The sequence below is a fragment of the Herpetosiphon giganteus genome, from assembly GCF_016907925.1.
Taxonomy (GTDB): Bacteria; Chloroflexota; Chloroflexia; order Chloroflexales; family Herpetosiphonaceae; genus Herpetosiphon; species Herpetosiphon giganteus.
The window spans coordinates 51637-75545 of sequence record NZ_JAFBCZ010000019.1; the positions used below are offsets into that span (position 1 = coordinate 51637).

General features: G+C 51.7%; 16 protein-coding genes. 4 read left to right on the forward strand and 12 right to left on the reverse strand.

All coding sequences use genetic code 11. The features are described from left to right. Nucleotides 1-14: 14 nt before the first annotated feature. Together JOD20_RS16925 and JOD20_RS16930 are read right to left on the reverse strand one after the other, a co-directional pair. A complete protein-coding gene (locus tag JOD20_RS16925) occupies nt 15-329 on the reverse strand; it encodes a rhodanese-like domain-containing protein (RefSeq protein ID WP_204756398.1) in 315 nt (104 codons plus the stop codon). Further along, on the reverse strand, nt 326-1720 hold the full coding sequence (locus tag JOD20_RS16930) for an MBL fold metallo-hydrolase (RefSeq protein WP_204756399.1): 1395 nt from the start codon (nt 1718-1720) through the stop codon (nt 326-328). Before JOD20_RS16930 ends, JOD20_RS16925 begins: the two co-directional genes overlap by 4 nt. A gap of 88 nt (nt 1721-1808) precedes the next feature. Between JOD20_RS16930 and JOD20_RS16935 the strand changes: the two genes are divergently transcribed. Both JOD20_RS16935 and JOD20_RS16940 read left to right on the forward strand, forming a co-directional pair. Then, the gene (locus JOD20_RS16935; RefSeq protein ID WP_204756400.1) at nt 1809-2441 is read left to right on the forward strand and encodes an RNA polymerase sigma factor; all 633 of its coding nucleotides are present in this window, start codon (nt 1809-1811) and stop codon (nt 2439-2441) included. Nucleotides 2442-2674: 233 nt separating this feature from the next. Beyond that, on the forward strand, nt 2675-3538 hold the full coding sequence (locus JOD20_RS16940) for an aminoglycoside phosphotransferase family protein (RefSeq protein WP_204756401.1): 864 nt from the start codon (nt 2675-2677) through the stop codon (nt 3536-3538). Between the two features lie 158 nt (nt 3539-3696). Here the strand turns inward: JOD20_RS16940 and JOD20_RS16945 are convergent, their stop codons facing one another. The 3 genes from JOD20_RS16945 to JOD20_RS16955 all read right to left on the reverse strand — a co-directional run bounded on the left by JOD20_RS16945 (nt 3697) and on the right by JOD20_RS16955 (nt 6633). Continuing rightward, nucleotides 3697-4728 (reverse strand): LLM class flavin-dependent oxidoreductase, encoded by a 1032-nt coding sequence (locus tag JOD20_RS16945; protein ID WP_204756402.1) that lies wholly within the window; start codon nt 4726-4728, stop codon nt 3697-3699. A 289-nt stretch (nt 4729-5017) separates the two neighbouring features. Next, nucleotides 5018-6133 carry an NAD(P)-binding domain-containing protein gene (locus tag JOD20_RS16950; protein WP_204756403.1) on the reverse strand — a complete coding sequence of 372 codons (1116 nt, stop codon included), beginning with the start codon at nt 6131-6133 and terminating at the stop codon, nt 5018-5020. Nucleotides 6134-6195: 62 nt separating this feature from the next. Then, the gene (locus JOD20_RS16955; RefSeq protein WP_204756404.1) at nt 6196-6633 is read right to left on the reverse strand and encodes a MarR family winged helix-turn-helix transcriptional regulator; all 438 of its coding nucleotides are present in this window, start codon (nt 6631-6633) and stop codon (nt 6196-6198) included. A gap of 247 nt (nt 6634-6880) precedes the next feature. Between JOD20_RS16955 and JOD20_RS16960 the strand changes: the two genes are divergently transcribed. Next, nucleotides 6881-7315 (forward strand): hypothetical protein, encoded by a 435-nt coding sequence (locus JOD20_RS16960; protein ID WP_204756405.1) that lies wholly within the window; start codon nt 6881-6883, stop codon nt 7313-7315. Nucleotides 7316-7455: 140 nt separating this feature from the next. On the opposite strand, the gene JOD20_RS16965 is transcribed toward JOD20_RS16960, so the two are convergent. The 7 genes from JOD20_RS16965 to JOD20_RS16995 form a co-directional block, all read right to left on the reverse strand. Continuing rightward, the gene (locus tag JOD20_RS16965) at nt 7456-7839 is read right to left on the reverse strand and encodes a hypothetical protein (RefSeq protein ID WP_204756406.1); all 384 of its coding nucleotides are present in this window, start codon (nt 7837-7839) and stop codon (nt 7456-7458) included. 18 nt (nt 7840-7857) lie between these two features. Continuing rightward, nucleotides 7858-8061, reverse strand: coding sequence for a VOC family protein (locus JOD20_RS16970; protein WP_204756407.1), 204 nt, complete (start codon nt 8059-8061; stop codon nt 7858-7860). 216 nt (nt 8062-8277) lie between these two features. Continuing rightward, complete coding sequence (locus JOD20_RS16975; protein ID WP_204756408.1) at nt 8278-8619, reverse strand: hypothetical protein; 342 nt, start codon at nt 8617-8619, stop codon at nt 8278-8280. A gap of 461 nt (nt 8620-9080) precedes the next feature. Beyond that, the gene (locus JOD20_RS16980) at nt 9081-11681 is read right to left on the reverse strand and encodes a C25 family cysteine peptidase (protein ID WP_204756409.1); all 2601 of its coding nucleotides are present in this window, start codon (nt 11679-11681) and stop codon (nt 9081-9083) included. Between the two features lie 73 nt (nt 11682-11754). Continuing rightward, a complete protein-coding gene (locus tag JOD20_RS16985) occupies nt 11755-20808 on the reverse strand; it encodes an SdrD B-like domain-containing protein (protein WP_204756410.1) in 9054 nt (3017 codons plus the stop codon). 24 nt (nt 20809-20832) lie between these two features. Continuing rightward, nucleotides 20833-21405: a hypothetical protein gene (locus JOD20_RS16990; protein WP_204756411.1), complete on the reverse strand. Its 573-nt coding sequence runs from the start codon at nt 21403-21405 to the stop codon at nt 20833-20835. Between the two features lie 349 nt (nt 21406-21754). After that, nucleotides 21755-22720 carry a trypsin-like serine peptidase gene (locus JOD20_RS16995; protein WP_204756412.1) on the reverse strand — a complete coding sequence of 322 codons (966 nt, stop codon included), beginning with the start codon at nt 22718-22720 and terminating at the stop codon, nt 21755-21757. Between the two features lie 441 nt (nt 22721-23161). Between JOD20_RS16995 and JOD20_RS17000 the strand changes: the two genes are divergently transcribed. Beyond that, nucleotides 23162-23905 (forward strand): glycerophosphodiester phosphodiesterase family protein, encoded by a 744-nt coding sequence (locus JOD20_RS17000; protein ID WP_204756413.1) that lies wholly within the window; start codon nt 23162-23164, stop codon nt 23903-23905. Nucleotides 23906-23909: the final 4 nt, after the last annotated feature.

The following is a 23909-nucleotide window of genomic DNA, read 5'->3' on the forward strand; positions in this document are numbered from 1 at the left end:
TGGTTGCTATCCTTCTACGAGCGTTCTTCTGGTAAGCCAGCTTTGCTCCACGCCAGCATGCCGCCATGGGTGTTGTAGATGGTGCTCCAGCCATTGCTTGCCAGCCATTGGGCGGCCATGCTGCTGCGTTGGCCTGAGCGACAAACGACGACGATTGGCAGATCATGCGGGATTTGGTTGCGATAATTGTTGAGTTGGCTCAGCGGCATCAAATTGCTGCCTTTGATATGACCCGTGGCATATTCAGCTGGCTCGCGCACATCGATCAAGAAGATCGTTTGTTGATTGGCCCACACTTGCAGTTCTTGAACACTTAATTCGTTGATCATACGTGACGCTCCTGTTGTAATTCATACCAACCATTCCAGCCATCGCTCAGCTCAAGCATTGGCTGGCTGAAATGGGGTTTGAGCAAACTCATCGCGATTGGCGAACGCCCACCCGCCTGACAATGCACAATCAATGGTTGATCATTGGGAATTTCGGCCATGCGCTTGGGCAATTCATTTAATGGAATGTTGACCGCCTTGGCTCCATGACCGTTAGCATATTCCTCTGGCGTGCGCACATCGAGCACAAACGCCTGATCAAGCTGATCGACCAAGCTGGCTGCTGGTCGGCGTTGATAGTTCTGGCTGGGATTAGTTTTGAGCCATTCGGCTAGCATATCGGGCGTGATAAAGCCCTCAATCTGGTCGATGCCGATCATGCTTAGCTCGGTTTGGGCAGTTTTCGCTTCTGCTTCCGTGCCAATTAACACAACCTTACTCTCAACTGGGATAAACCAACCAGCCCAGCGATTGAGCATCGCGCCGCTGCTGAGGCTGAGCGCACCTGGAATGCTGGCTTGGGCAAAATCATTGGCCGAGCGTAAATCGATAACCAAGCGATTAGCGAGCTTAATGTCGACAAGGCTGAGGGCTGGCAAATGTTGCGGGCGTGGCTCAGGGCCATCGTGGTTGATGCGTTTCATCGCGGCGAAATAGGGCGGTGGCGTTGGCTGGCCATCAAGCACTGTTGCCACAAAATCAGCCTCGTTCTGCTGTTTGAAAGCCCAATTAACCTGCTTTTCGTAGCCCAAGGTGCTTTGGGGCACGGCTCCCAGTGCTTTGCCACAAGCGCTGCCCGAACCATGGCCTGGCCAAACTTGCAGAAAATCGGGCAACTGTTTAATTCGTTGCAATGACGTGAACAAATCTTGGGCCGCAGCTTGGCTTGTGCCTTGCACGCCAGCGGCTTTTTCGAGCAAATCAGGGCGGCCAACATCGCCAACAAACAATAAGTCGCCTGTGAAAATACCCATTGGTTGATCGCCAGCAGGCGTGTCGGTGAGCATAAATATCACATGTTCTGGGGTATGCCCAGGTGTGTGCAAGACCTCGATCTTCAAATTGCCAACCATCCAGCTGGTGCCATCGTTGATCAATTGCACATTGGGGTCGTTGTTGGCAAAAGCATAGTGCCAAGCTGCTGGGCCTGCCGCCGAAAGGTATAGTTTTGCGCCTGTAATCTGCGCTAACTCGCGGCTGCCTGAGACAAAATCGGCGTGAATATGGGTTTCAGTGATTGCGCTAATCCGCAGGCCAGCAGCTTTGGCAGCATTCAAATAGACGGTACTATCACGATGCGGATCAATAACTAAACCTTCGCCGGTTTTTTGGCAACCAACCAAATAACTGGCTTGAGCCAATCCATCGTGATATAAGCGTTGGAAAAACATAGACAGCCCTCCATTTTGCTGTTACATATTCTTGATGCGTTTGCTTGTACAATGGTTACATGGATTGGTTTGCAGTTAAGGAAGTGCGATGCAAAAGCCATGGGAAATTGATGCCACCTACTATCAAGAGGAATCAGAGTTGATTCAGGCCTTGCGGCGGCGTGAGCGCATGGCTTGTACTTGTCTGCTAAAACGTTATGCTTCACGTTTGTATCATGTGGCCCTCCGTATGGTGGGTGATGCCGATGAAGCCGAAGATGTGATTCAAGAGAGCTTTATTGAAGCGTGCCGTAAAATCGAGCAATATCGTGGTGATGGTGCGTTGGGTGCGTGGCTCCAACGGATTGTAGTCAATAGCTGTTTTATGCGGTTGCGGCGTAAGCGCGCACAAACCGTATCAATCGACGAGCAGTTTGATTTGGAGAGTGCCAGCCCACGGCCTGAATTGTGGGTTTTGGATCGTGAGCTGAGTGCTGAATTACGCAACGCGATTGAGCAATTGCCCCAAAGCTTACGAATGGCCTTGATTGCCCGTGATATTGAGCATTACAGCACCGAGGAAGCAGCCAAATTATTGCAGATAACACCCTCGGCATTGAAAGTGCGGTTACATCGAGCGCGTGCGGCTTTGCGCGATATTTTGGCTCAAGGCAGCGAAACGGCTGAGCCAGCGATCGATCATCTGACTGATCAGATGTTGGAAACACTATGCACTGCTTAATCCAGCCCGTCAATAGCCCGCCAGTCATCAAAATAGAGGTATGAAGATCGTAGAGAAAACAATTAATTTTTCTTTAATCGCGATAGAATCCAGTGCATGTGACCTCAATAAATTCTAGATTAAGATCTTGGCAAACTGGCAAGAGCACTACAATCGTAGCATGGCGTGTAGGGCCAATTGAACCACTGGCGTTGGCCATTACAAGGATAATGCACAATCGTTGGGCTTTTCATGTGTCTGTTATACTTGCTGGCATGGATGATTCACAGCGCTTAGCTATGTATTTACAGGCATGGCATCTTTCGAACCCGCAGCTGCTTGAGCGCACCGTAACCAGCACCCTCTATACCGTGATGTATGCTGGTCAGACGTGTGTGCTTAAACTGCTGAATGCGCAAGAAACTGAGGAACAGCGTGGTGCCTTGGCGCTGCACTTGTTTCAAGGAAACGGCGCTGTGCAGCTGCTTCAGGCTGATACGCATGCCCAATTACTCGAATATGCGGCGGGAGATGAGCTTGTCACGTTGGTCGAAGCGGGGGCAGATGCAGAAGCCACATGTATTGTTGCCGATGTCATTACGCGCTTACATTCAGTTCCGCAGACCAGCCCGCCGAGCGGATTAATGGCGCTAGATCGCTGGTTTGCGGCATTATTTCGCCAAGCAAAGAGCGACGATTTAGCTGGAATCGCATCGATTTATGTGCGTGGAGATGCACGGGCGACCCAGTTATTTGCTGAATCGCGTGAGCAACGGATTCTCCACGGCGATATTCATCACCGCAATATTCGCCATTCAGCCCGTGGCTGGCTTGCTTTTGATCCGAAGGGCCTTGTGGGAGACCGAGCCTATGAGTGCGCCAATACCCTGTGTAATCCGGTAATTCCTCAGCTCGTCCATAACGATCAGCGGCTGCTCAGTACCGCCACCATCCTTGCAGATCTGCTTAAACTTGATCGAGCGCGCATTCTCAGATGGACGTATGCTTATGCTTGCCTTAACGCAAGTTGGTGGCTTGCGATCGATAGCGTTCAGGCGGTCAAGTTTGTTGAGTGGTCGCTTGCGATCGCTCAGCGCATCGAACCACATCTCGATTAATCGTGCATCTAGCAGCCTAGACATTTGATTATCGAAGCTCAGCGCACAGATTTGGGGTTGCGGATTATGTGCTTGAGCAAACGCGGAGGCAATTTAGCTTAAGCATAAACGGCACTCCGCGTCGCCAGGATGTACTGCTGGCTTAAGCAACTCTCAATTTAGCCAGCGAGTAGCTCCCGAACCATCGGGATCACCTTAGTTCCATACAACTCGACGGCACGCATGCGTGAACTCATTGTTTGAGTTCCAGAGGTGTAGATAAGATCGAAACGGCCAACGCCGAGCGATGAAATCGTGCGCGCTATCTTGCGGGCCACGGTTTCTGGCGAGCCGATGTAGAGCGAGCCAGTATCGCGTTCGCGCTCATACTCGGCTCTGCTTGATGGTGGCCAGCCCCGATCTGCGCCAATTCGATCGCGCATGACGCGGGCGTGCGGCCAGTAGGCTTCCCATGCTTCTTCGTCAGTATCAGCAATAAAGCCTGGCGAGTGGATGCCAATCGGATGGGCTGTGGTGCCGAACTCGGCAGCAGAGCGTCGATACAACTCCATGTAGGGCGCAAACCGCTCAGGTGCACCACCAATGATCGCCAGCATCAGCGGAAACCCATAGTGGGCCGTGCGCACGATCGACTCGGGAGTGCCACCAACACCGACCCACGTTCGCAGGTTTCCCGACTCGGTTTTGGGGAACACATCAGCGTTGACTAGCGAAGCACGCGTCGTGCCGCTCCAAGTAACGGGCTGCTCATCAAGTAATGCTGCAAAGAGTGCAATCTTTTCCTCAAACAACACGTTGTAGTTACGCAAATCGTAGCCAAACAAAGGGAATGATTCGGTGAACGATCCGCGTCCGAGGATAACTTCAGCCCGCCCGTTCGAAAGCGCATCCACGGTTGCAAAGCGCTGAAAGACCCGCACTGGGTCGTCGGAACTCAGGACGGTTACGCCTGAGGCGAGTTTAATGCGGTTGGTTCGCGTGGCGATTCCTGCCAACACTGTCTCGGGCGTTGAGATTGCATATTCCTCGCGGTGGTGTTCGCCGAGGGCAATCACATCGACCCCGATTTGGTCTGCAAGCACGGCCTCGTCGACGACTTGGCGAATCGCCTGAGCATAAGAAACGCGAGTCCCAGAGTCGTCGGTCGGCACATCGCCGAAGGTGTCCAAGCCAAAAATAATATCAGTCATAAAAAAGCCTCTTGAAATTGGTCTGGGCACGCTGCGGTGCGCCCAACTTACCCGCATTATTCGTCGATTCGTGTATTTTTAGTGGCTGAGCTAGCACCCAGCTACGCCATTAATTTGGTTTATACATAAACTATTAGCGTAAAAAAATGTGCTGCATTGCGCTTAGGATGCATGTTGTTTCCCGCTAATCGTTCCTTCCTCGCCTTCATATCGTATATTTAGTTTAAGTATAAACCATTTAACTGAAATTCGCAATCATGTAGTATTCATTAAAAACGCTCGGTCAATTTTAGGGCAAACCAAGCACTGCCATCAGCTCGCTTGCAGCAGCCGCACCAGCGCGATTTGCGCCAATGGTCGAGGCGGAAGGGCCGTAACCAACCAGATGCACGCTGGGATTGCTTGCGACCTGGGTTGCCAGCCGTCCAGTCATGGTAATGCCGCCGCTCGGCTCACGCAGCATGAGTGGCGCGAGATGGTCGAGGGCATTGCGAAAGCCAGTGCACCACAAGATAATATCGACCTGCTGATAGCTCCCATCCGCCCAGCGCACGCCATCTGCTTCGATTTCGGCAAACATGGGTAGGCGCTTGAGCACGCCACGAGCTTGCATTGCCTCAATCGTTGGAGTAAGCGCCAGCCCTGTGACCGAAACCACCGATGTGGGTGGCAAGCCACGCCGCACCCGATCTTCAACCATTGCTACCGCCGCTCGGCCACGTTCCTCGGTAAATGGGCCAGCAAAGAATTCTGGTGGTCGGCGTGTGACCCATGTCGTTGTTGTAACCCGCGAAATCTCGTTAAGCAACTGGATCGCCGAGATGCCGCCGCCAACGACAAGCACATGCTGGCCGCTAAACTCCTCAGCATTTTGGTAATCGCGGGTATGGAGTTGGCGGCCTTGGAAACGTTCAGCGCCAGGATACTCTGGGATGAAGGGTTGTTCCCATGTGCCTGTGGCGTTGATCAGCCCCCGTGCCGACCAGATCCCGCGATCTGTTTCAACGCGGAAGCGTTCGCCACGTGCACAAACCAGCGTGACATGGACGGGTCGATAGACTGGGAGTTGGAACCTTTGCTCGTAGGCGGCGAAATACTCGGGCACGGCTACGCGCGCTGTTACCTCGGAGCTGTTTGGATCAACCACCTCGGAAAAGCGCATCCCCGGTAAGTCGTGAATCCGGTTGACAGTACTCAAGGTCAAGGATTCCCAGCGATCTTGCCATGCACCACCGGGCGCTGGTGCTTGATCGAGCACCACAAAGCCACGATGGGGTGCCAAGCCGCGCCGTTTAAGCTGATAGGCTGACGAGAGGCCAGCTTGGCCAGCGCCAATCACAACAATCTCGGTCTTAATCGTGGCCGAGGGTTCTGATAGTGGTTGCTGATTAATGGAGTTATTCATGATGCTTATGCTCATTCAAAAATGCGATCAGCGTGTTACTCGGTTATTCGTTGCATAAAAAATTAGGCTGGTCGGAGAGCATGATTGAATCGGCGCAGCAGATCATGCAAGCTGTTGCCATCCTCTGGCGAGAGCACTGCCAAGCATTCGACAATCAACGCCTCATGCTCAGGAACAACCTGCGTCGCCAGCGTCGTACCATGAGGTGTTAGGCTGACGAGATGGGCACGGCCATCCTCGGGGTGGGGTTGGCGCGTAACGAGGCCAGCCTGTTCCATACGATTAAGCAGGCCAACAATGTTGCCTTTGCTCACCAACAAGCGATCAGCGAGCGCTTGCTGAACAAGACCAGGCGTGCGGTACAGCTGGGCCAACACATCAAATTGGGCTGAGGTGAGGTTATAGTTGGCAAGCTGGGCGGTTAGGCGCTGGCTGATCGCAGCCATCACACGATGGAGATGCAGCCATGTGCGTACTTCCTGACTCAAACGAGGTGGCATAGCGCCGTCCTTCCTAAATATAGTTTAAGTATATACTATCTATGCGGCATGTCAATTTTGGCCAGCAGCATATCAATCGATGCGCCTTTATACGCCCTTGCTGAGCGTGCTGGTATCGGGCGATCGGGTTCTTTATCTCGCATTGCGCACTCGGTTCTGCCACTTGTTGAAACAACCAGCCATGGCGTATTATGAGCTCATATTGAGCGATGATGAACAGCGGCTTTGGCTGCCACCGAGGTGATTGATGAATCAGGAGATTCTTGCGCAAACGTTGCAGGCAATTCAGAAAGAATATCCCAATGGTGATATTGGTGAGATTGGGATGTGGCTTGGTCGTCTTTTAGAAGATGCTGGGGAGGAGCAGTTGGCTGAGCGCCTCGATGCAGCGATTGATGATACATGGCCATGGGAAATAGTTGGGGTATTATTTGAGGCTCTGAGTTGGTGGACGAGTGATGAAGGCTCTGCATTGTTGCGCACAACTGAGGGCTGGTTGCGCGAAGGCACTAATCTGCGCCGCATTCAGATTGCCCTTGCCCAAGATACCTTTCCCTTTCGCGATGCCAATGAAATGTTTCGAGTGCTGGAAGGCATTGCCCAACGCTTCCCTGAGGTGGCAGATACCTGTCAGCGCTGGATCACATGGCGACACGAACACATCCTTAATCATGGCCCTTGAGACTCAGCTTGATAGATCTTTGAAATAATAAGCCCTACCATATTAGCAGGCTAATCTGTCGCTGGTTAGCAATAGAGCCGAAGCGGCAGCAATGGTCGCATGTCAAAAACTTTTCCTTGGCGCTGAGCATCAAAGCTGAGTTACAACAAGGGAAAATCTCCAAGTTTCAAGGGCAAAAGGCTCAGAAGTGGATGCGTAGCAGGAACTGCGTCGAACGAGGTCACGGTGATCTGGAAATCTGTGAGTTGCTGCACGCCCAAGGGGTGCCCATGCGGATGCTCAAAGCGACTTTCCCAATAAGCCAGCGACCCATGCAGAATCGAGCAGGGTGGCACATATAAGGATGGTTGGTGAAACAGTTCAAGAAACGAATCATCAGGCATCCATTGTGCAGTATGTCGCCGCGTCTCAAAGCTCATGGGCGCTGTATCAGGAGTGCCATAATGCAGCCCGACTCCAAATGGACAGTGGCCTGTTGTGCGCCATGTGTCGCCAATTGGAATTACATCTGGTTGGGTTGCCAATGCTGCATCAAGCTCTGCTTAGTCCTCAATCCACAAGAGTTCGAGGTACATGTTGTCGAAGTGGATGACATGTGAAGCAGTGCCCTCGCCCTCGTGAATCCCAATTGTCGTTTTGGGAATTAATCCAATCGTTCGCAGCGCCTCCATGGCTGTGCCACCCTTGGAAACCCATAGATAGAGATGATCGATCACCAACGGAGATGATTCCTGCAAGACCGACATAGGGCTTCCTCACAATTCGCAACCAAGAACAATCTACCATGAGCTGTATTATTGCAGAAACTGTATACTTTTGCCAAGCACAATACCCCAGTTCCTCTGTACTTTTCACCTGAATCAGCTTAGACAAAGCGCATCGGCAAGCGTGTAGGCTGAAGGATTCAATAAAAAGCCCCTCGTCTGTGCTAGACGAAGGGCTGAGGTGAGCGAAACTACCTGTTAGGCGGCACTATTGGCATCTTGGCGCAATGGCAAGAGCGGCATAATATCTTCTGGCTCTAACGAAGGATGAATATACATAATTGCCCCCCGCGGTGCATGGCGAATTGAGCCGCGCGAGTTGGCGATCAGAATAATTTCTGCATCGTCGCATTGATCAAGCCAACGAATTAAGTTTGGCGTGCAAATGCTTGCATCGACAAAAATACGCTCGGGAACAAATTGTTGAAAGCATGCATTGATCATGCGTGGTGTAGTCACCATTAATGGCATTGCCAAAACTTCAAAACGGTCGATAAACCGTTGGCGAAGTTCATTACTCTCGGTGATCAAAACGACCATCTGGTGCTCCTAGTTCCTCAGCATGGCTGGGTGAAGTAAAAATGTTTGCCACATAGCCAAAGAGTTCTATGTCGCAAAACATCGTCAACGATGCCTTTCCGAAGAACGTACATGAATGTTAGTCAAGAATTAAGTATCAAGTGTTGAATAAATGCATTTGCATTATAGTAGTAGCTATCATTGTTTACTCCACCAAAAAGCTAGCATAAAGGTACTATCTTGATTTAGGTCATGGCTTTGATAAATGAGGGATACGCCCACGCGCAAAATATCCCCCACCTAGGTATTTGGCTCATCCTTGGTTGGAGCATACTAATACTAGAATAGGGGTTTTAGCTGATTTAACCGCTGAATCATTCGTGTGCATATATGCGCTATGCTGTAGCCATATTTCTTGGAATAGGTGACGACAACAGCGTAGCCCGATAGTCCTAGATGAAGCTAGTTCTATACCTATATGATTATTTTATAACCGCTGGGAGATAGCTCGTTTCACGTTGCTGATGTTGTAATAGTATGTTGGGATCGCCCAAGAGAATCGAACTTTGCAGGCTATCTTGGCAACAGCCACCATTGCTGAACAAATGCACAAGCCCCGCTAGGACTCCCGTACCAATGTGGGTTTGGCGTGGGTTGCTCCACATGCGTTGCCACCAGCCCTCATTCAATAGATCATGGCCATAGGCTACGCCTAAGCCCGCCGACCCCCAGGTAGCAATTGCTCCACCATTAGGTTGTAAAACCAAGCGTTCATCAAGGCTGGTGCCACTCCAAGCAATGGTTTGAAAGGCACTGGTCAAACAGGTCATCTCCAAGATCATCGGCAAGGCTGGGCTATTTTGCAGCCGATCACTATCGTATAAACTCAAAAGATAGGGTTGGCTATTGCTCAAATCGGTAATTGCCCATTGATATTGATGGCTATGCCCAACGTAGGTTACGACTGCCGCCCCTTGATTCAATTGATCAAAGGTTTGTTGGCGTGCTTGATCAGCGCTGGCAATCCGCCATGGATCGGTTTGCGGCAAGCCGTTGCTGGTTTTGCGCCACGGGTCATAATAAACGCGCTGAATTTCTAGCTTATTTGGTTGATAGCCAATCATTGCGTCGCTGAGCGCGGCAAAATCGCCTGCATAATCTGCTTGGCCGCTGGCAGTTTTGTAGTTATCAGCAACGTAGATTTGGCGCGAACGCCAGCGCACATCTGCTGGAGCGCTTTCATAATTGCCGATTTTATTGATCAGATTGGTCAATTCGGCATCAGTTTTAGCTGGCAAACGCCCAATTTGCAGATCAGGCAGCGGATCGGCCAGCGGCTGATCGCCATCAAGTTGCACAAAACAGGTGTCGCAGGCAACTTCGCCAAGCCAAGGGTCGCTATTAACGGGCAATGGTGGAATTATATTTGGATTATTGCGACCTAAATAATTGCGTGGATCAATCGTGCCATCACCAACTAAAACCAACGATTGAGGTGCTTGCGGCCAAGTATTAGCGAGGTAACGCATAAAATTGCGAATCGCCAACGGATCAACATTGCCGCTGCTCCAACGATCATAAATTGCTTGGACATCAACGAGCAATGGCTGCAAACCTTGCTGCTCACGCCGCGCGATCAATGGTTGCAGCAGGCTATGCCATTGTTTGGTCGCAAGATAAATGGTTTTTGCTGGGTTTTGCCAATTGACATGCGCACTCGCTGCGATGCTTGGCTCGGGCAGGCTGGCCGGATTGACCAGCAGATAAGTGCCTGGTTCAGCTGCCAGCAAATTATTGTTAAATTGCATGCGCTGCGGCTGCCAAGGCTGGGTTACGTTGTAACTCACTGCTTGGTTTGGGCGATTAATAATCGAATAATTAGCTTTACGGACTGCTTGCCATTGGATTGTTTGAGCGTTTGCATTTAGCACAACAGGCCGCTGCCAAACCAGCCGATCAAGCGAAATTCCGCTGATTTGTTGGGTGTTGGCAATTGCGATTTGCAGATGTTGGCTTGGCGCAAGCTGGGCCGATTTGGTGAAAACACCGCTATTCAAGCCAAGGTTAATTCGCTGGCTGCTGGTGATGGCGATGCTGGTTGGATTGTTGGTGTAAACAATGCCATTTAATGTAACGGTGCTTGGGCCTGTTGCCAGTGGCAAGGTGCTGGTGAGCCAAAGCTGTTGGGTTGTTGGGTTTAATTCTGGCCCAGCCTTGAGATCGGCGCTAAACCAATGGTCGCCATCAGTGCCAGCCTGCAATGAATCGTAGATTTGCGGGTTATACCAGAGGCTGGTTTGATAGGCTTGGGTGCTGGTTGGCAAGCCAGTTGGATCAAGCGTGAGCGACCCGATTTTGGGGCTACTGTTGGCCGCCCCAATCTTAAGCCAGAGACTGCTGGTAGTGTTCCAGCGATCGCCAACGCTGGGCAGATAGAACCAAATTGCATCGTTTTGATCAAAGCTGCCGTCGAGCGTGCCCCGTTCTTCGATTGCAAGTTGCTGGTTTTTATACCACAGCTGAAGGCTATAGGGTGCGAGGCTGGCAAGGTTAATGCCTGCTTGGGCCAAGCTTGCCCCCGTTAATTGCTGCATCCCTGCTTGGTTGACGGTAACGCGCCAGCCTTGGCCAGTTTGCGGGCTTGGCAAAGTTTGATTGAGCTGAAACGGTTGGTCGATTAAACGATTTGGCTGATCAAACAATTGGGCATTGGCAATATGCAGCTTTGCCTTGCTAATGCGTTGCTGGTTGATGGTGGTTTGCGGCTGCAAAACGACGATTCGTTGGCCGCGAAAACGGCCTTCGCGCAGCACATTGATTGGTGCTGGCACTGCTGCAAGCTTGTTGATCGGTTGTTGATCGAGGCTGAGTGCTTGCAGGGTTGGCTGCAATTGCCAATCATCGGCCACTAAAATAGCAAAAGGCCGCAATTCCTTGGCGGTTTGCCATTCGACCGTAATGCCATTTGGGGTTTGTTGGAGCGTTGCCCGCGTCTGGAGCGCCGATTGTTGCGCTACACTCGCTGGCGGTTGGATAAAGACATATGCTCCGAGCAAACAAACAAGTGCAAGGTAACGCCACATAATCCGATCCTCAACTACACAACAAACGCAAAGGGCTGACTGGAATTATTCCAGCCAGCCCTTACCGACGTGATTACCGCGTGGTCATTGGTAAGAAGATTTGATATGTATTGGCTTGGGTGCTATTGGTATTGGCTGGGCCATACTCGTTGGTGCTGCCATCGAGTTCGGTTTCAACCAACCAATAGTAGTAGGTGCTGCTGTCGTCAACATTGCTGTCGATCCAGCGATAGCTTGCGCCACCGCTGCGGCCTTGGGCGGCAATCATGCTGCTGGTAACACGGGTAGCATTGGCCCGATTGCGGTCGCTGCTACGATACAGATGGAAGCCCAAGGTCTTGGATTCGCTGACGGTTGTCCATTGAACGACCACCTTGCCAGCTTCACGGATTGCGCTGAAATCAGCCAACTCGATGGCGTTGGGTGTGGTTACGCCAGCATAGACTGAACCATTGTTATCGCCTGGAGCCAAGACAATCACGCCAGTCGTGCCTGTGTTAGGGTCAACATCGCTGTCGCTGGCATCGTTACCCATATCATCGTGGGTAAAGACGAAGCCTGGAGGCAAGTTGTCGAAGCCAACGATATAGCTGCCTGGTGGCAAGTTGTTGAATTGATAGCCGCCATTGGCATCGGTGGTCGTGCTGATGATTGCCGTACCGTTGATGTCATAGAGCGTGACGATCACGCCCGGTACGCCGCTATCGCCTGGGGTATATTGGCCGTTAGCATCGGTATCGTACCAAACGATGCTCCCAAGGCTGGCTGGCATAAATACCCCAAAGTCGATGCTCAAGTTGCTGTTGGCGCTGCTATCGCCGTCGTTGGTTGGCTCGCTATTGGCCAAAACCGTGACGACTAAGCTCTTGATGCCGCCGGCAAAGGTAGTTCCGTTGTCATCGTCGTTAATGTCGTTATCGGGGTCGCTGGCTGGCTCGAATGGCGTTGGTTGCGCGCCAAAGTTGCCAGTGCTGCTGACATAATTTTCGAGTACTCCGCCTAGAGCAAAGTTGCTGCTTGGCAATACTACGATGTAATCACCAGGTAGCGCACCAGTAAACAGATAGTTGCCGTTCGCATCGGTGAGGGTATTTGCAACCATTTCACCAGTGTCTGGTTGATTGTTGGCATTGGTATCGCGATAGATAGTAACCGCCACATTTTCCATGCCAGCTTCACTGCCGTCAACGATGCCATTGTTGTTGATGTCGTTCCAAACCAAGTCACCTACGCTGACTGGTGTGTAAACCCCAGCATCCCAGCTCATGTCGTTTTCGCCAGCGGCCAAGTCGATGGCGGGAGTTAAGCCAGTTCCAACATCAACATCGCTATCAACGGTGTCGTCGCCGCCAACGTTTGGTGTGGTAAATTCCATGCCAACTGGTTGTTGGAATTCGATTGTGTAGCTCGCTGGAATTAAGCTAGTGAAGCTGTAAACCCCAGTTGGATCGGTCGTTTGGGTATCAACCAAGGCGTTGCTATTGTCGTAGATGCGGATAATTACACCGCCAACGCCTGGCTCTGTACCATCTTGAATGCCGTCGCCGTCTTGATCTTCCCAAACCAAGTTGCCAACGCTGGCTAATTCATAGATACCTGCGTCGATGGTTGGGTTGTTCTCAGCCGAAGTTAAGGTAATTAATGTGCTCAGGCCGTTGGCTGGGTTGGCATCGCTATCGATCGCATCGTTTGCGCCAACATTGGCTTGGCTGAAGTTGTAATTAGCGGGCTTGGTGAACTCGACATAATAGCCAACGCCTGGCATCAATCCAGTAAATTGATAGCTGCCATTGACCGTGGTGGTTGTGTCGATTACCACATTGCTGCTATTGAGCAAGTTGACCGTCAAGCCGTTCACGCCAGTTTCGCCGCTATCTTGGATGCCGTTGATATTGGTATCGTACCAAATGGTATCGCCCAAGCTGGCCAATTGATACAAACCTGCATCGATATTCGGGTTGGAATCGCCGCTAGCAAGCGTGACGGTTGCTGCTTGACCAGTGGTGGTGTCAGCGTCGCTATCAATGGTTGGATCGCTGCCTGCGCCTTGTTGGGTGAAGAAGTAGCCGCTTGGGGCGACAAATTCAACCAAATAGGAGTTTGGTGGCAATTGACCAAAGAAGTAATCGCCCACGGCTCCGGTGAAGGTGCTGCTAATTGCTGTGCCATCAGGTGTGCCATCGGTGTTGTTGTCGATGTACAAGCGCACCGTCACATTAGCAATGCCCTGTTCGCCGCCATCTTGAATTCCATTAACGTTGAGATCGTGCCAGACATAGTTGCCTAAGCCTGCCAGTTGATAGATCCCTGCATCGATCGTGTCGTTGTAGCTGCCAACATTGATTGTGACCAAGCCGCTACAGCCAGTAATTTGGTTGGCATCACTGTCGTTTGCCGGGTTACCGCCAAGATTTGGTTGAGTGAAGACATGGCCTGCTGGCAAGTCGCTGAACTTGACCAAGTAGCTGCCTGGTTGCAAATCGCCAAAGCTGTAGTTGCCAGTGCCGCTGGTGATTTGACTGCCGATCATGACATCATCGGCGGTACATGGTTGGTTATCGGGGCCAGGCGTGTAGAGCGTTACGGTTACGCCGCCAACGCCGTTTTCAGTGCCATCTTGGATGCCGTTGCCGTTGGTATCGAACCAGACATAATTGCCCAAGCCACCCAAGGTAAAGACCCCAAAGTCGAGCGAACGATTGGTATTTGGGTCGGTGTCGCCGTCGTTGGTTGGCTCGCTGCCAGCATTCAAACTGATTGCTTGGCTCGCGATAACCCCAGTTGTGCTAAGGGTGCCAATCGTTGTGCCATTATCATCGTTGTTGATGTTGTTATCGGGGGCGCTGGCAGGTTCGCTGCTACCACCCGTTGAGCTAGCCCAACCTTGCAAAATATTGCCAGTTGTAAAGTTGCCCGCTGGCAAGACTACAATATAGTTGCCTGGCAAGAGTTGATCGAAGTTGTATAAGCCGCCAGCGATCGTGGTGGTTTGGCGAATGAAGCTATCACCAGCATCGAAACTGCCGTCGCCATCATCAGCGTACAAGGCCACAGTTACACCAGCGATGCCGTTTTCGCCACTTGAGACCAAGCCATCGTTGTTGGCATCATCCCAGACCAAATCGCCAAGGCTGAGTAATTGATAGAAGCCGAAGTCAACCGTTAAGTTGCTGTTGGCATCGATCGAGCCGCCCGTGCCATTGCTATCAGCTTCGCTGGTTGGCTCTGCGCGTGCGGCGAGGCTGAAACATGCGCTTTGAACGCTACCCGTTGTACCAAGTGCACCAACAACCGAGCCGTTATCGTTATCGTCGGCGTTGTCGCTATCAGGATCGAGGCCTGGCTCGAAGGTTCCCGTTGCACCGATTGCGCCCGTGCTGCTGCTGAAACCAACCAAGACCCCAGCGCCCGTGAAGTTGCTGCTTGGAATGGCAACACAATAGTCACCAGCTAATACATTGTTGAACAAATAGTAGCCACTGGCATTGGTTTGGACGCTGGCGACCGTTGGCGTATCGGCGGCATCGATCGCGCCGCTGCTGTTGCGATCCATGTAAAGTTCAACGGTCACATTGGCAATGCCGGTTTCGCCGTTGTTGCGCAAGCCATCGTTGTTGGCATCGTTCCAAATGCGGTTGCCAAGGCTGAGCGGTTGGAAGACCCCAAAGTCAACCGTCAAGTTGCTGAAACTATCGGGCGTGGTATCACTGCTGCCGTTGGTTTCGCCGGTTGGTTCGCTATTGTCGGCCAAGGTTACGCTGGCGGTTTGAATTACGCCCGTTGTGCCCAGTGTGCCAACGATTGTGCCGTTGTCGTCGTTATCAATGTTGTTATCGGGATCGGGAGCAACTTCGTAGGCTCCGGTTGGGCTGCCTGCTGTGCCCGTGCTGCTGGTGTAGCCGACCAACGCGCCTGCACCTGAGAAGTTGCTGGCATCAAGCTCAATCACATAATTGCCTGCGCTGAGCACTGCAAAGTGATAGTAGCCTGTGGCGTTGGTGGTGGTGGTCGCCAGAACTGTGCTTGAACCCTCGCGGTACAGGTTGACGGTTACGCCGCTAATTCCAGTTTCGCCAGCGTTGAAAACCCCATTGTTGTTGGCATCGTTCCAAACGTAGTTACCAACCGCTAATGGTTGATACGCGCCGGCATCAACTGAATCGTCGTTTTCGCCAACGCCCAAGGCGATGATGCCAGCACAGCCTGTGGCATTTGCATCGCTATCGATCGTGTCGTCGCCACCAACGTTTGGTTGGGTGAAGACATAGCCTGCGGGCAAACCACTGAATGAGATGACATAATTGCCTGGCATCAAGCCTGCAAAATTGTAAGCGCCTGAAGCTGGAGTGGTTTGGTTACCAATCACGACATCATCGGCGGTACATGGTAGGTTATCAGCACCTGGAGTTGCTAAAGTTACGGTGATATTGCTCAGCCCTTGCTCAGCGTTATCGAAGATGCCGTTATTGTTGGTATCGTACCAGACCAAATTGCCAATGCTGCCTAATGGGAAGACCCCTAAATCAAGGCTTAGGTTGGTATTTGGATCGGTGTCGCCGTCGTTGGTTGGCTCGCTGCCAGCATTCAGGGTGATTGCTTGGCTCGCGATAACCCCAGTTGTGCCGAGGGTTCCAATAGTCGTACCATTATCATCGTTGTTGATGTTGTTATCGGGGTCGCTCGCAGGTTCGCTGCCGCCACCCGTTGAACTAACATGATTTTCAAGCACGTTGCCTGTGGTGAAATTGCCAGCAGGCAGCACGACCAAATATTCACCTGGCAAGAGTTGATCGAAGTTGTATAAGCCGCCAGCGATCGTGGTGGTTTGGCGGATGAAGCTATCGCCAGCATCGAAGCTGCCATCGCCATCATCAGCGTAGAGATCGACATTTACGCCAGCGATGCCCGTTTCGCCGTTATTGAACAAGCCATCGTTGTTGGCATCATCCCAGACCAAATCGCCAAGGCTGAGTAATTGATAGAAGCCGAAGTCAACCGTTAAGTTGCTGTTAGCATCGGTTGAACCGCCCGTGCCATTGCTATCAGCTTCGCTGGTTGGTTCTGCGCCTGCGGCGAGGCTGAAACAGGCACTTTGAACGCTGCCCGTTGTGCCAAGTGCACCAACAACCGAGCCGTTATCGTTATCGTCGGCGTTGTCGCTAGCAGGATCGAGGCCTGGCTCGAAGGCTCCCGTTGCGGCAGCTGCGCCCGTGCTGCTGCTGAAGCCAACCAAGACCCCAGCACCGGTGAAGTTGCTGCTTGGGATGGCAACACAGTAGTCACCAGCTAATACATTGTTGAACAAATAGTAGCCGCTCACATTAGTTTGGACGCTGGCGACCGTTGGGGCATCGGCGGCATCGATCGCGCCGCTGCTGTTGCGATCCATGTAGAGATCGACGGTCACATTGGCAATGCCGGTTTCGCCGTTGTTGCGCATGCCATCGTTATTGGCATCGTTCCAAATGCGGTTGCCAAGGCTAAGTGGTTGATAGACCCCAAAGTCAACCGTCAAGTTACTGTTGGCATCAACGGTTGCATCGCCGCTGCCGTTGGTTTCGCCAGTTGGTTCGCTGGCTGCGGCAAGCGTGATCGCGGCGCTCTTGATCACGCCAGTGGTGCCTAGCGTACCAACAATCGAGCCGTTATCGTCGCTATCAATGTTGTTATCGGGATCGGGTGCTGCTTCGTAGGCTCCGGTTGGGCTGCCTGCCGTGCCCGTGCTGCTGGTATAGCCAACCAACGCGCCTGCGCCTGAGAAGTTGCTGGCATCCAGTTCAACTTCATAATCGCCAGCGCCAAGCATGGCAAAGTGATAGTAGCCCGTTGCATTTGTGGTGGTTGTGCTGAGAACCGTGCTTGAGCCAGCGCGATAGAGCGTGACGGCTACGCCGCTGATGCCAGTTTCGCCAGCATTGAACACACCGTTGTTATTCGCATCGTTCCAAACGTAGTTACCGACCGCCAATGGTTGGAATAAACCAATATCTAAAGTGGTATCGTCGGTTGAACCATTGGCATTATTGACAATCGTCGCGCTTTGCGCACCAGCATTGCCTGGAGTTAATGTTAATTGGGCCGTGCTGACGATTGCGCCGCTGGTTGAGCCATTATCATCATTATTAATATTGTTGTCGGGATCGGGTGCTGGCTCATAGGTGCCAGTTGCACTACCAGAAGTGCCAGTGCTGGAAATATAGTTGGCTGGTGGTGTGACCTCGATGTAATAATCGCCAGGCAACAAGCCAGCAAAACTATAATTACCACCGCCAGTCGTGCTGGTGCTCGCAATCAAGGCATTTGATGAATTGTAGAGGGCAACATTTACCCCATCGATGCCCGATTCGCCAACATCCAACAACCCATTATTATTAGCATCTTCCCAAATGCGATTGCCGACGCTCAGCTTGAAGAATCCAAAATCAACCGAAAGATTCGTGCCAGTGGCTGGTTCAGCAGGATCAGTGCTACACAAATCGGTTTCATTGGTTGGTTCATTGCCGCCAAGCGTAATCACATGGCTCAAAACCCCATCAGTCGCGAGGGTTGGGCCTTCGATGCCATTATCATCGTTATCGAGATCATTATTGGCACTACCGGACGTAACTGTACTGCTACGATAGCCAGCGAGTGGATTGCCAAGCGTAAAGTTGCTAGGATTGATTCGAACAACGTAGCTTTCGGGAGCCAGGCCATCGAAGCGATAGCAGCCAGCGCTGGTGGTGGTTTGAGTGCTCAAGGCCGTGCCGCTATCGGGAATCCCGTTGGCATCGCTATCAGCAAAGAGGCTTATGCTAACACCACTAATGCCTTGCTCACCAGCATTGAATGTGCCGTTATTGTTGGTATCGTACCAAACGCGGTTGCCGAGGCTATAGGTGGTAAAACCGATGTCATAGCTGTGGTTGTTATCGCCAGCAACTCCAGTGTTGAAGGTAATAACTGCATCAGCGCCAGTGATCGTTGCATCGGAGTCGCGAACATCGCTATTCGTGCCACTATTGCTATTTGCCGCCGTCAAAACCTTGTTGGTTAGTGCTGCTTGAACTGAAGCAACCCGAATTGAGTAGCCAGTTTGGTTTGGTTGTAAGCCAGCGATGTTGAAAATGGTGCTGGCTGTGCTCGTGCCAGCCAACGATGAGAAACGATAGTTGCCATTGGCATCAGTTGTGGCGCTGCCTAACAAGGTTGTGCCATTAGGCGCATACAAGCGCACAGCTACGTTCGCTAGCGCAGCCTCACCTGCATCCTGAATCCCATCGCTATCGGTATCGTTCCAAATCCGATTACCAATTTCAATTGGTGCGGCATCGCACAAGGCTTCGAGGTCGCCTAAACCACCAGCTTTAGCCAGCGTGTTAGGTTGGACATTGCTATCGTAAATCCGATAAGCCCGAGTTCGAGCGCCAGTGCTGTTGTTGAGCCACAAAATCCCGCCATCGAAATATTGGGCTGAATCGAAAATTGGGTCATAGATCGTTTGGACAATATCAGGCTTGCCTGGGATTTGCAACAAGCCACCGAGCGAGACTTCGGCGTGCTCTGGGTAATTATCGCGGAAGTAATATTCGCCGCCGCCTGGGCCTTCATTCGTGCCAGCGCCAGCGGTACTGATGCTACCACAAGTCCCATTACTTTCGAGCGTCCAGCCGCTGCCATTGCTACAGGCTCGCAAAATATCGCCAGCTGAGTCGCCAACGTAGAGCGTGGAATCGCCAACAGTGGTGTTATTTTGGTTATAGCCCATTTGATCGCTAAATCGGTCGCGTAAACCTAAAATCATGTTGCCGTTATCAAATTCGATGTCGGTCAACATTGGTTGTGGTTGCACATACTCGCCGCCAAAGTTGGTATTGGTGACGGTAAAGTTGGTGCGCCATGGGTTCCAGTTGGCGCTAGCACAACCAGGCACAACCGCACAACCACGAGTGTGATTCAATGGGAAGTTCAAAACTTGGCTAAAACTATCGGTGCTTGGATTAAATTGATAGACATACGCTCGCAGATTGGTGGCGCTAGCCGTTGATTGGGCCGAACAAACCATCCCAATATAAACGAGGCCTTCGTTGACGGCCACGGCATAAGGCCGATGATCATTGGCGGCACAATCGGTTGGATCGGGCACGGCAAAGCGACCAATCGCAGCGGCGCTGGGCGCGGTTGGAGTTAGGCCAATTGGAATTTCATACAGTTGACGATCAGCTAAGTTGATTGTCCAAAGCGTGGTTTGATCCTCGGAAATATCCATATCGCCGAGGGCAATTTTGCCTACTGGATCCCATGCTGCTGAATCGTGGACCAGATCGGTGCCGTTAGGGTGCGGATCGACCCCAGCAGTACCAGCCCCAAACATGGTATTCAAATCCAGAAACAAACTAACTGTGCGTGGACTTGGGGTAATGCGATAAATTGCGCCTGTGCCGCTTGGCCCGAAGCCAACGTGGCGTTTCATAACGGCGCTGGCAAACAAACTGCGTGATGAGCGTTGCCAAGCTAAACCAAAGGTTGGACCAGTTTCAGCGCCGAAGGCCAAATCGGTTGGGGCTGGGCTATCAACCCCTGGGGCTGGGCTATTGCCAGTGTTCCCAGCGGTGTAGGGGAAACTTACAATCGAGTGAAAGGTTGATGAGGGCGCTTGATCTTGGCGGCCCATGCTAAAACAGTTGGTTACCAAGGTGGGGTTATCTTGGCAGTAGTTCGCTGGGTTGTTAAAGCCCATGTTGGCGGAAGCAGTGCTGCCTGCAACAAACAACACGGTTGAGCCTGAATTGCTGCCCATTGGGCCAGATTTGACCGTTGCTGGAGCATTGCTAAACTCAACCCGATATGGGCCAGTATAGATTGGATCGCTGTCGGTTAGGGAGTAATTACCAGTTGCGTTGGTCGTCGTTGTGCCAACGATGATATTGCTAGCATTGTAGAGCGTGACGGTTACGCCGCTAATGCCTGGCTCTAAGCTATCGATTACGCCATTGGCGTTGTAATCGCGATAGGCACGACCGCTGATCGTGGCAGCAGCATAGGCGACCGAGCCAGCACTTGGCAACAACGTGATTGCGAATGCTACCAATAAGGTGCAACACACAACCAGTGTGCTGAATGAATAACGAGAGGATGTTTGCTTCATACGTTTAAACCTCGTTGGTTAACCCTAAACGGCGCGTCGTTGAATGCCAAAACCGATCAGAGCGACTAGTAAACCCAATAAGCCAATAAACCACAAGCCAGCTGTATCTGCGCTGCTCGTGCGTGGCAATGACGGTTGGTTGCCTGCTGGTGGTGCTGCTGGCTTGGCCGTGGGCTGCGGCATAACGGTAGCACTTGGCATAGGCGTTGCACGTGGTTGTTCAGGGCTTGGCGATGGGCTAGGAGTTGGGCTAGGAATACTTTGCTCAGGGGTTGCCGTTGCCGTGATGCCTGGCACCGAGATAATTGGTGTGGCGGTTGGCTCAATGCTTGGGGCTTGAGTTGGTGCTACCCCAGTTGGTTGAGCAATACTGGTTGGCTCAACGGTGACCCGTGGTTCAGGAGTATTCGTTGGTAGGGGTGTATTGGTTGGAATGATTGGTTCAGGAGTATTCGTTGGTAAGGGTGTATTAGTTGGGATGATTGGTTCAGGAGTATTCGTCGGTAAGGGTGTATTGGTTGGAGTCGGTGGCTCGGTTGGGGTTAATGCCAATGGCCCAACATCCGCAGCATGCGAAGGTTGAGTTGGTAGAGTCACGAGAGCGATCAGCAGAATTATTAGGCTTCGAATGAACCACGTCATACAAGCTACTCCCACATCAAAGGGCTGACCTATTCACTGATCGCGAATCGTGAAATCGGCATGACCCAAGCAACGAAACATTGAATAAGGACAATTCGCTTGTTTGACCATAGCAGTGGCGATCTTTTGGTAAGCCAATAACCCTAGATCGATGCTTACGAATGATTGAATACTATCTAGGCTAAATGGGCTACTTCCTCATGGTTACTTGTAAGGGGGAGGATTGGTAGAAGAGTACGGGAGATAAATATAAAACGCCCTTGATCAAATGATCAAAGGCGTTTTTGGTGGTTCCAACAACAGCTTATGGCGCGGTATTGATCCAGGTGTTGAAGTTGCTCAAGACGGTTGAGGTAATCCGTGTACCTGAGTTGGTGGTACTGCCGCCGTTGGTGTGTACGCCAATTGAACAGTTGCTGCAGCTACCGCTGCTGTTCCAAATTGGTGAGCCACTTTGGCCGCCATAGGTATCGTTGGCATACGAGAGGCGTAGGCTGGTGTAGCTGCGCACGGTATCGGCGTGGAACCACATCGTGCCTGAGGCTTTATCGCCTGGGTAGCCAGCAATGTTGGTCGCTTGGCCAACTAAGCCAGTGCTGCTTGGGGCACGCAAGCCGAACCAACCAGTTTGGCTGCCAACGCTACAATTGATTTTGAATGCACCATAATCGTAGTTGGCGCTACCACTGGTTTGCCATTGCGAAACCGTGAACAATTTGGTTGCGTTACAGCCACCATAGGGGTTTGACGTGCCATTGCGGCCTGGGTAGAACTTAACATTGGTCACCCAAGCGTTGTTGCTCCAGAGACAGTGGCCAGCAGTTGCCACCGTATTGGCGCTGATCAACCAACCAGTACAAATATAGTTGCCACCACCACTGCTGAAGGTAATTTGGCCAATTCGGCGATAGGGATCTGAGGTGGTTGCGGTAATTCGCACCCGATTATCAGCCCCAATAACTGAGTTGGTGCCTTCTTGGCTGCCACTTTGGGTTGCTGGCAAGGCATTAGGATCAATATCCTCGGCCCGATCACTTTCGGCTAGCACACCAGTTCCATCGCTGCCTGCAATGTAGGCACCAAATTCATCGTAGACAATGCCTTTGGTGTTGACTTCTACCGGCTGCCCATCACTGGCCACAATCGTATGCGGATCGACCGCAACTTCGACTTCTTTCTTGGCCAAGCTAACATCACCCTGGGCCAAGCTTAAGCCTAAAACGCTCAAGACTACCGCGACCCGTGTGTACCGCCGAACAGATAGACGCATTGCTGATCCTCCTAGGTAGGTTGGGCTAATGAGAACCGAGATTGGAAGTGGGGTGCCATTCGATGTTTGAATGAGCATAAGTATATATTAAAATATTTTAATTGCAAGTTAAAAAATTTAATATTATCAATGTTGCTGTTTAGTGAACTTCGCACGATAAAATTGGCTATCGCCAATCCTTACAAGGATAGATTGTTAACTATTATTAATAATCACCACCCTTCCGTCCCGCCTCAAGGCGTGAGACACGGGGGGCTTTAATCCCCTGTACCCCCTAATATGTATGTTGTGGATTAATGTTGCATTTCTATTTCCCCTTTTTTCTTATCGCTGGCCCCTTGTCGCTGACCCCTGACCCCTCGCTCCCAAGCCCTAGATTGACAGTCATGCTGAGGCGTTGCACAATGGCACAAACCAAACGCTTTTGTGAAGGAGGTCACTGTGTTACAGCCATTTGGCGCACGCAAAGGGCCATTTGTGATTGGGCATCGGGGAGCTGCGGGCTATGCGCCTGAAAATACCATGGCTGCATTTCAGCGCGGCTTGGCCTTGCGTGCTGATGCAATCGAATTAGATGTGAATTTGAGCAAAGATGGCGAGTTGATGGTTATTCACGATCCAACGCTCAACCGCACGACCAACGGCTCTGGTTTGGTGTGTCAGCACACTGCTGCTGAAATTCAGGCGCTTGATGCTGGCTCGTGGTTTGATCCGTCGTTCAGCGATTGCCGCGTGCCAACCTTGCGCGAGGTGTTGACCTGGGCCAAAGATCGCACCAAAGTGGTAATCGAATTAAAAAATGGCCCAATTTTCTACCCAGATATTGAAGTGGCCTTGGTGCGCTTGCTCGACGAGTTGAATGTGCGCGATCAAGTGATGGCAATTTCGTTTGATCATATTGTGTTGGGCCAGCTCAAAGCCATTGCTCCCGATGTGGCTACCGGTGTAATTTACGCCTCGCGCGTGCCCGATGCGCCAGCAATGGCAAAATTGGTCAATGCCGATTTGGTGATGCCATATTGGGCGATGCTGACCCGTGAGGAAGTTGATGCTTGCCATGCTGCCGATTTGTTCGTTAGCCCGTGGGGCGGCCCCGAACAAGATTATAAGCATATTTTGAGCTTGGGGGTTGATGCAGTTGGCGCTGATTATCCCGACCGTCCGCGCCAATTTATGGCCGAGTAACCAA

What these genes read in the sequence shown, in the direction of transcription:
- JOD20_RS16925 (WP_204756398.1), bottom strand. Translation starts at nt 329, where the DNA reads ATGATCAACGAATTAAGTGTTCAAGAACTGCAAGTGTGGGCCAATCAA.
- JOD20_RS16930 (WP_204756399.1), bottom strand. Translation starts at nt 1,720, where the DNA reads ATGTTTTTCCAACGCTTATATCACGATGGATTGGCTCAAGCCAGTTAT.
- JOD20_RS16935 (WP_204756400.1), top strand. Translation starts at nt 1,809, where the DNA reads ATGCAAAAGCCATGGGAAATTGATGCCACCTACTATCAAGAGGAATCA.
- JOD20_RS16945 (WP_204756402.1), bottom strand. Translation starts at nt 4,728, where the DNA reads ATGACTGATATTATTTTTGGCTTGGACACCTTCGGCGATGTGCCGACC.
- JOD20_RS16950 (WP_204756403.1), bottom strand. Translation starts at nt 6,133, where the DNA reads ATGAATAACTCCATTAATCAGCAACCACTATCAGAACCCTCGGCCACG.
- JOD20_RS16955 (WP_204756404.1), bottom strand. Translation starts at nt 6,633, where the DNA reads ATGCCACCTCGTTTGAGTCAGGAAGTACGCACATGGCTGCATCTCCAT.
- JOD20_RS16960 (WP_204756405.1), top strand. Translation starts at nt 6,881, where the DNA reads ATGAATCAGGAGATTCTTGCGCAAACGTTGCAGGCAATTCAGAAAGAA.
- JOD20_RS16970 (WP_204756407.1), bottom strand. Translation starts at nt 8,061, where the DNA reads ATGTCGGTCTTGCAGGAATCATCTCCGTTGGTGATCGATCATCTCTAT.
- JOD20_RS16975 (WP_204756408.1), bottom strand. Translation starts at nt 8,619, where the DNA reads ATGGTCGTTTTGATCACCGAGAGTAATGAACTTCGCCAACGGTTTATC.
- JOD20_RS16980 (WP_204756409.1), bottom strand. Translation starts at nt 11,681, where the DNA reads ATGTGGCGTTACCTTGCACTTGTTTGTTTGCTCGGAGCATATGTCTTT.
- JOD20_RS16985 (WP_204756410.1), bottom strand. Translation starts at nt 20,808, where the DNA reads ATGAAGCAAACATCCTCTCGTTATTCATTCAGCACACTGGTTGTGTGT.
- JOD20_RS16995 (WP_204756412.1), bottom strand. Translation starts at nt 22,720, where the DNA reads ATGCGTCTATCTGTTCGGCGGTACACACGGGTCGCGGTAGTCTTGAGC.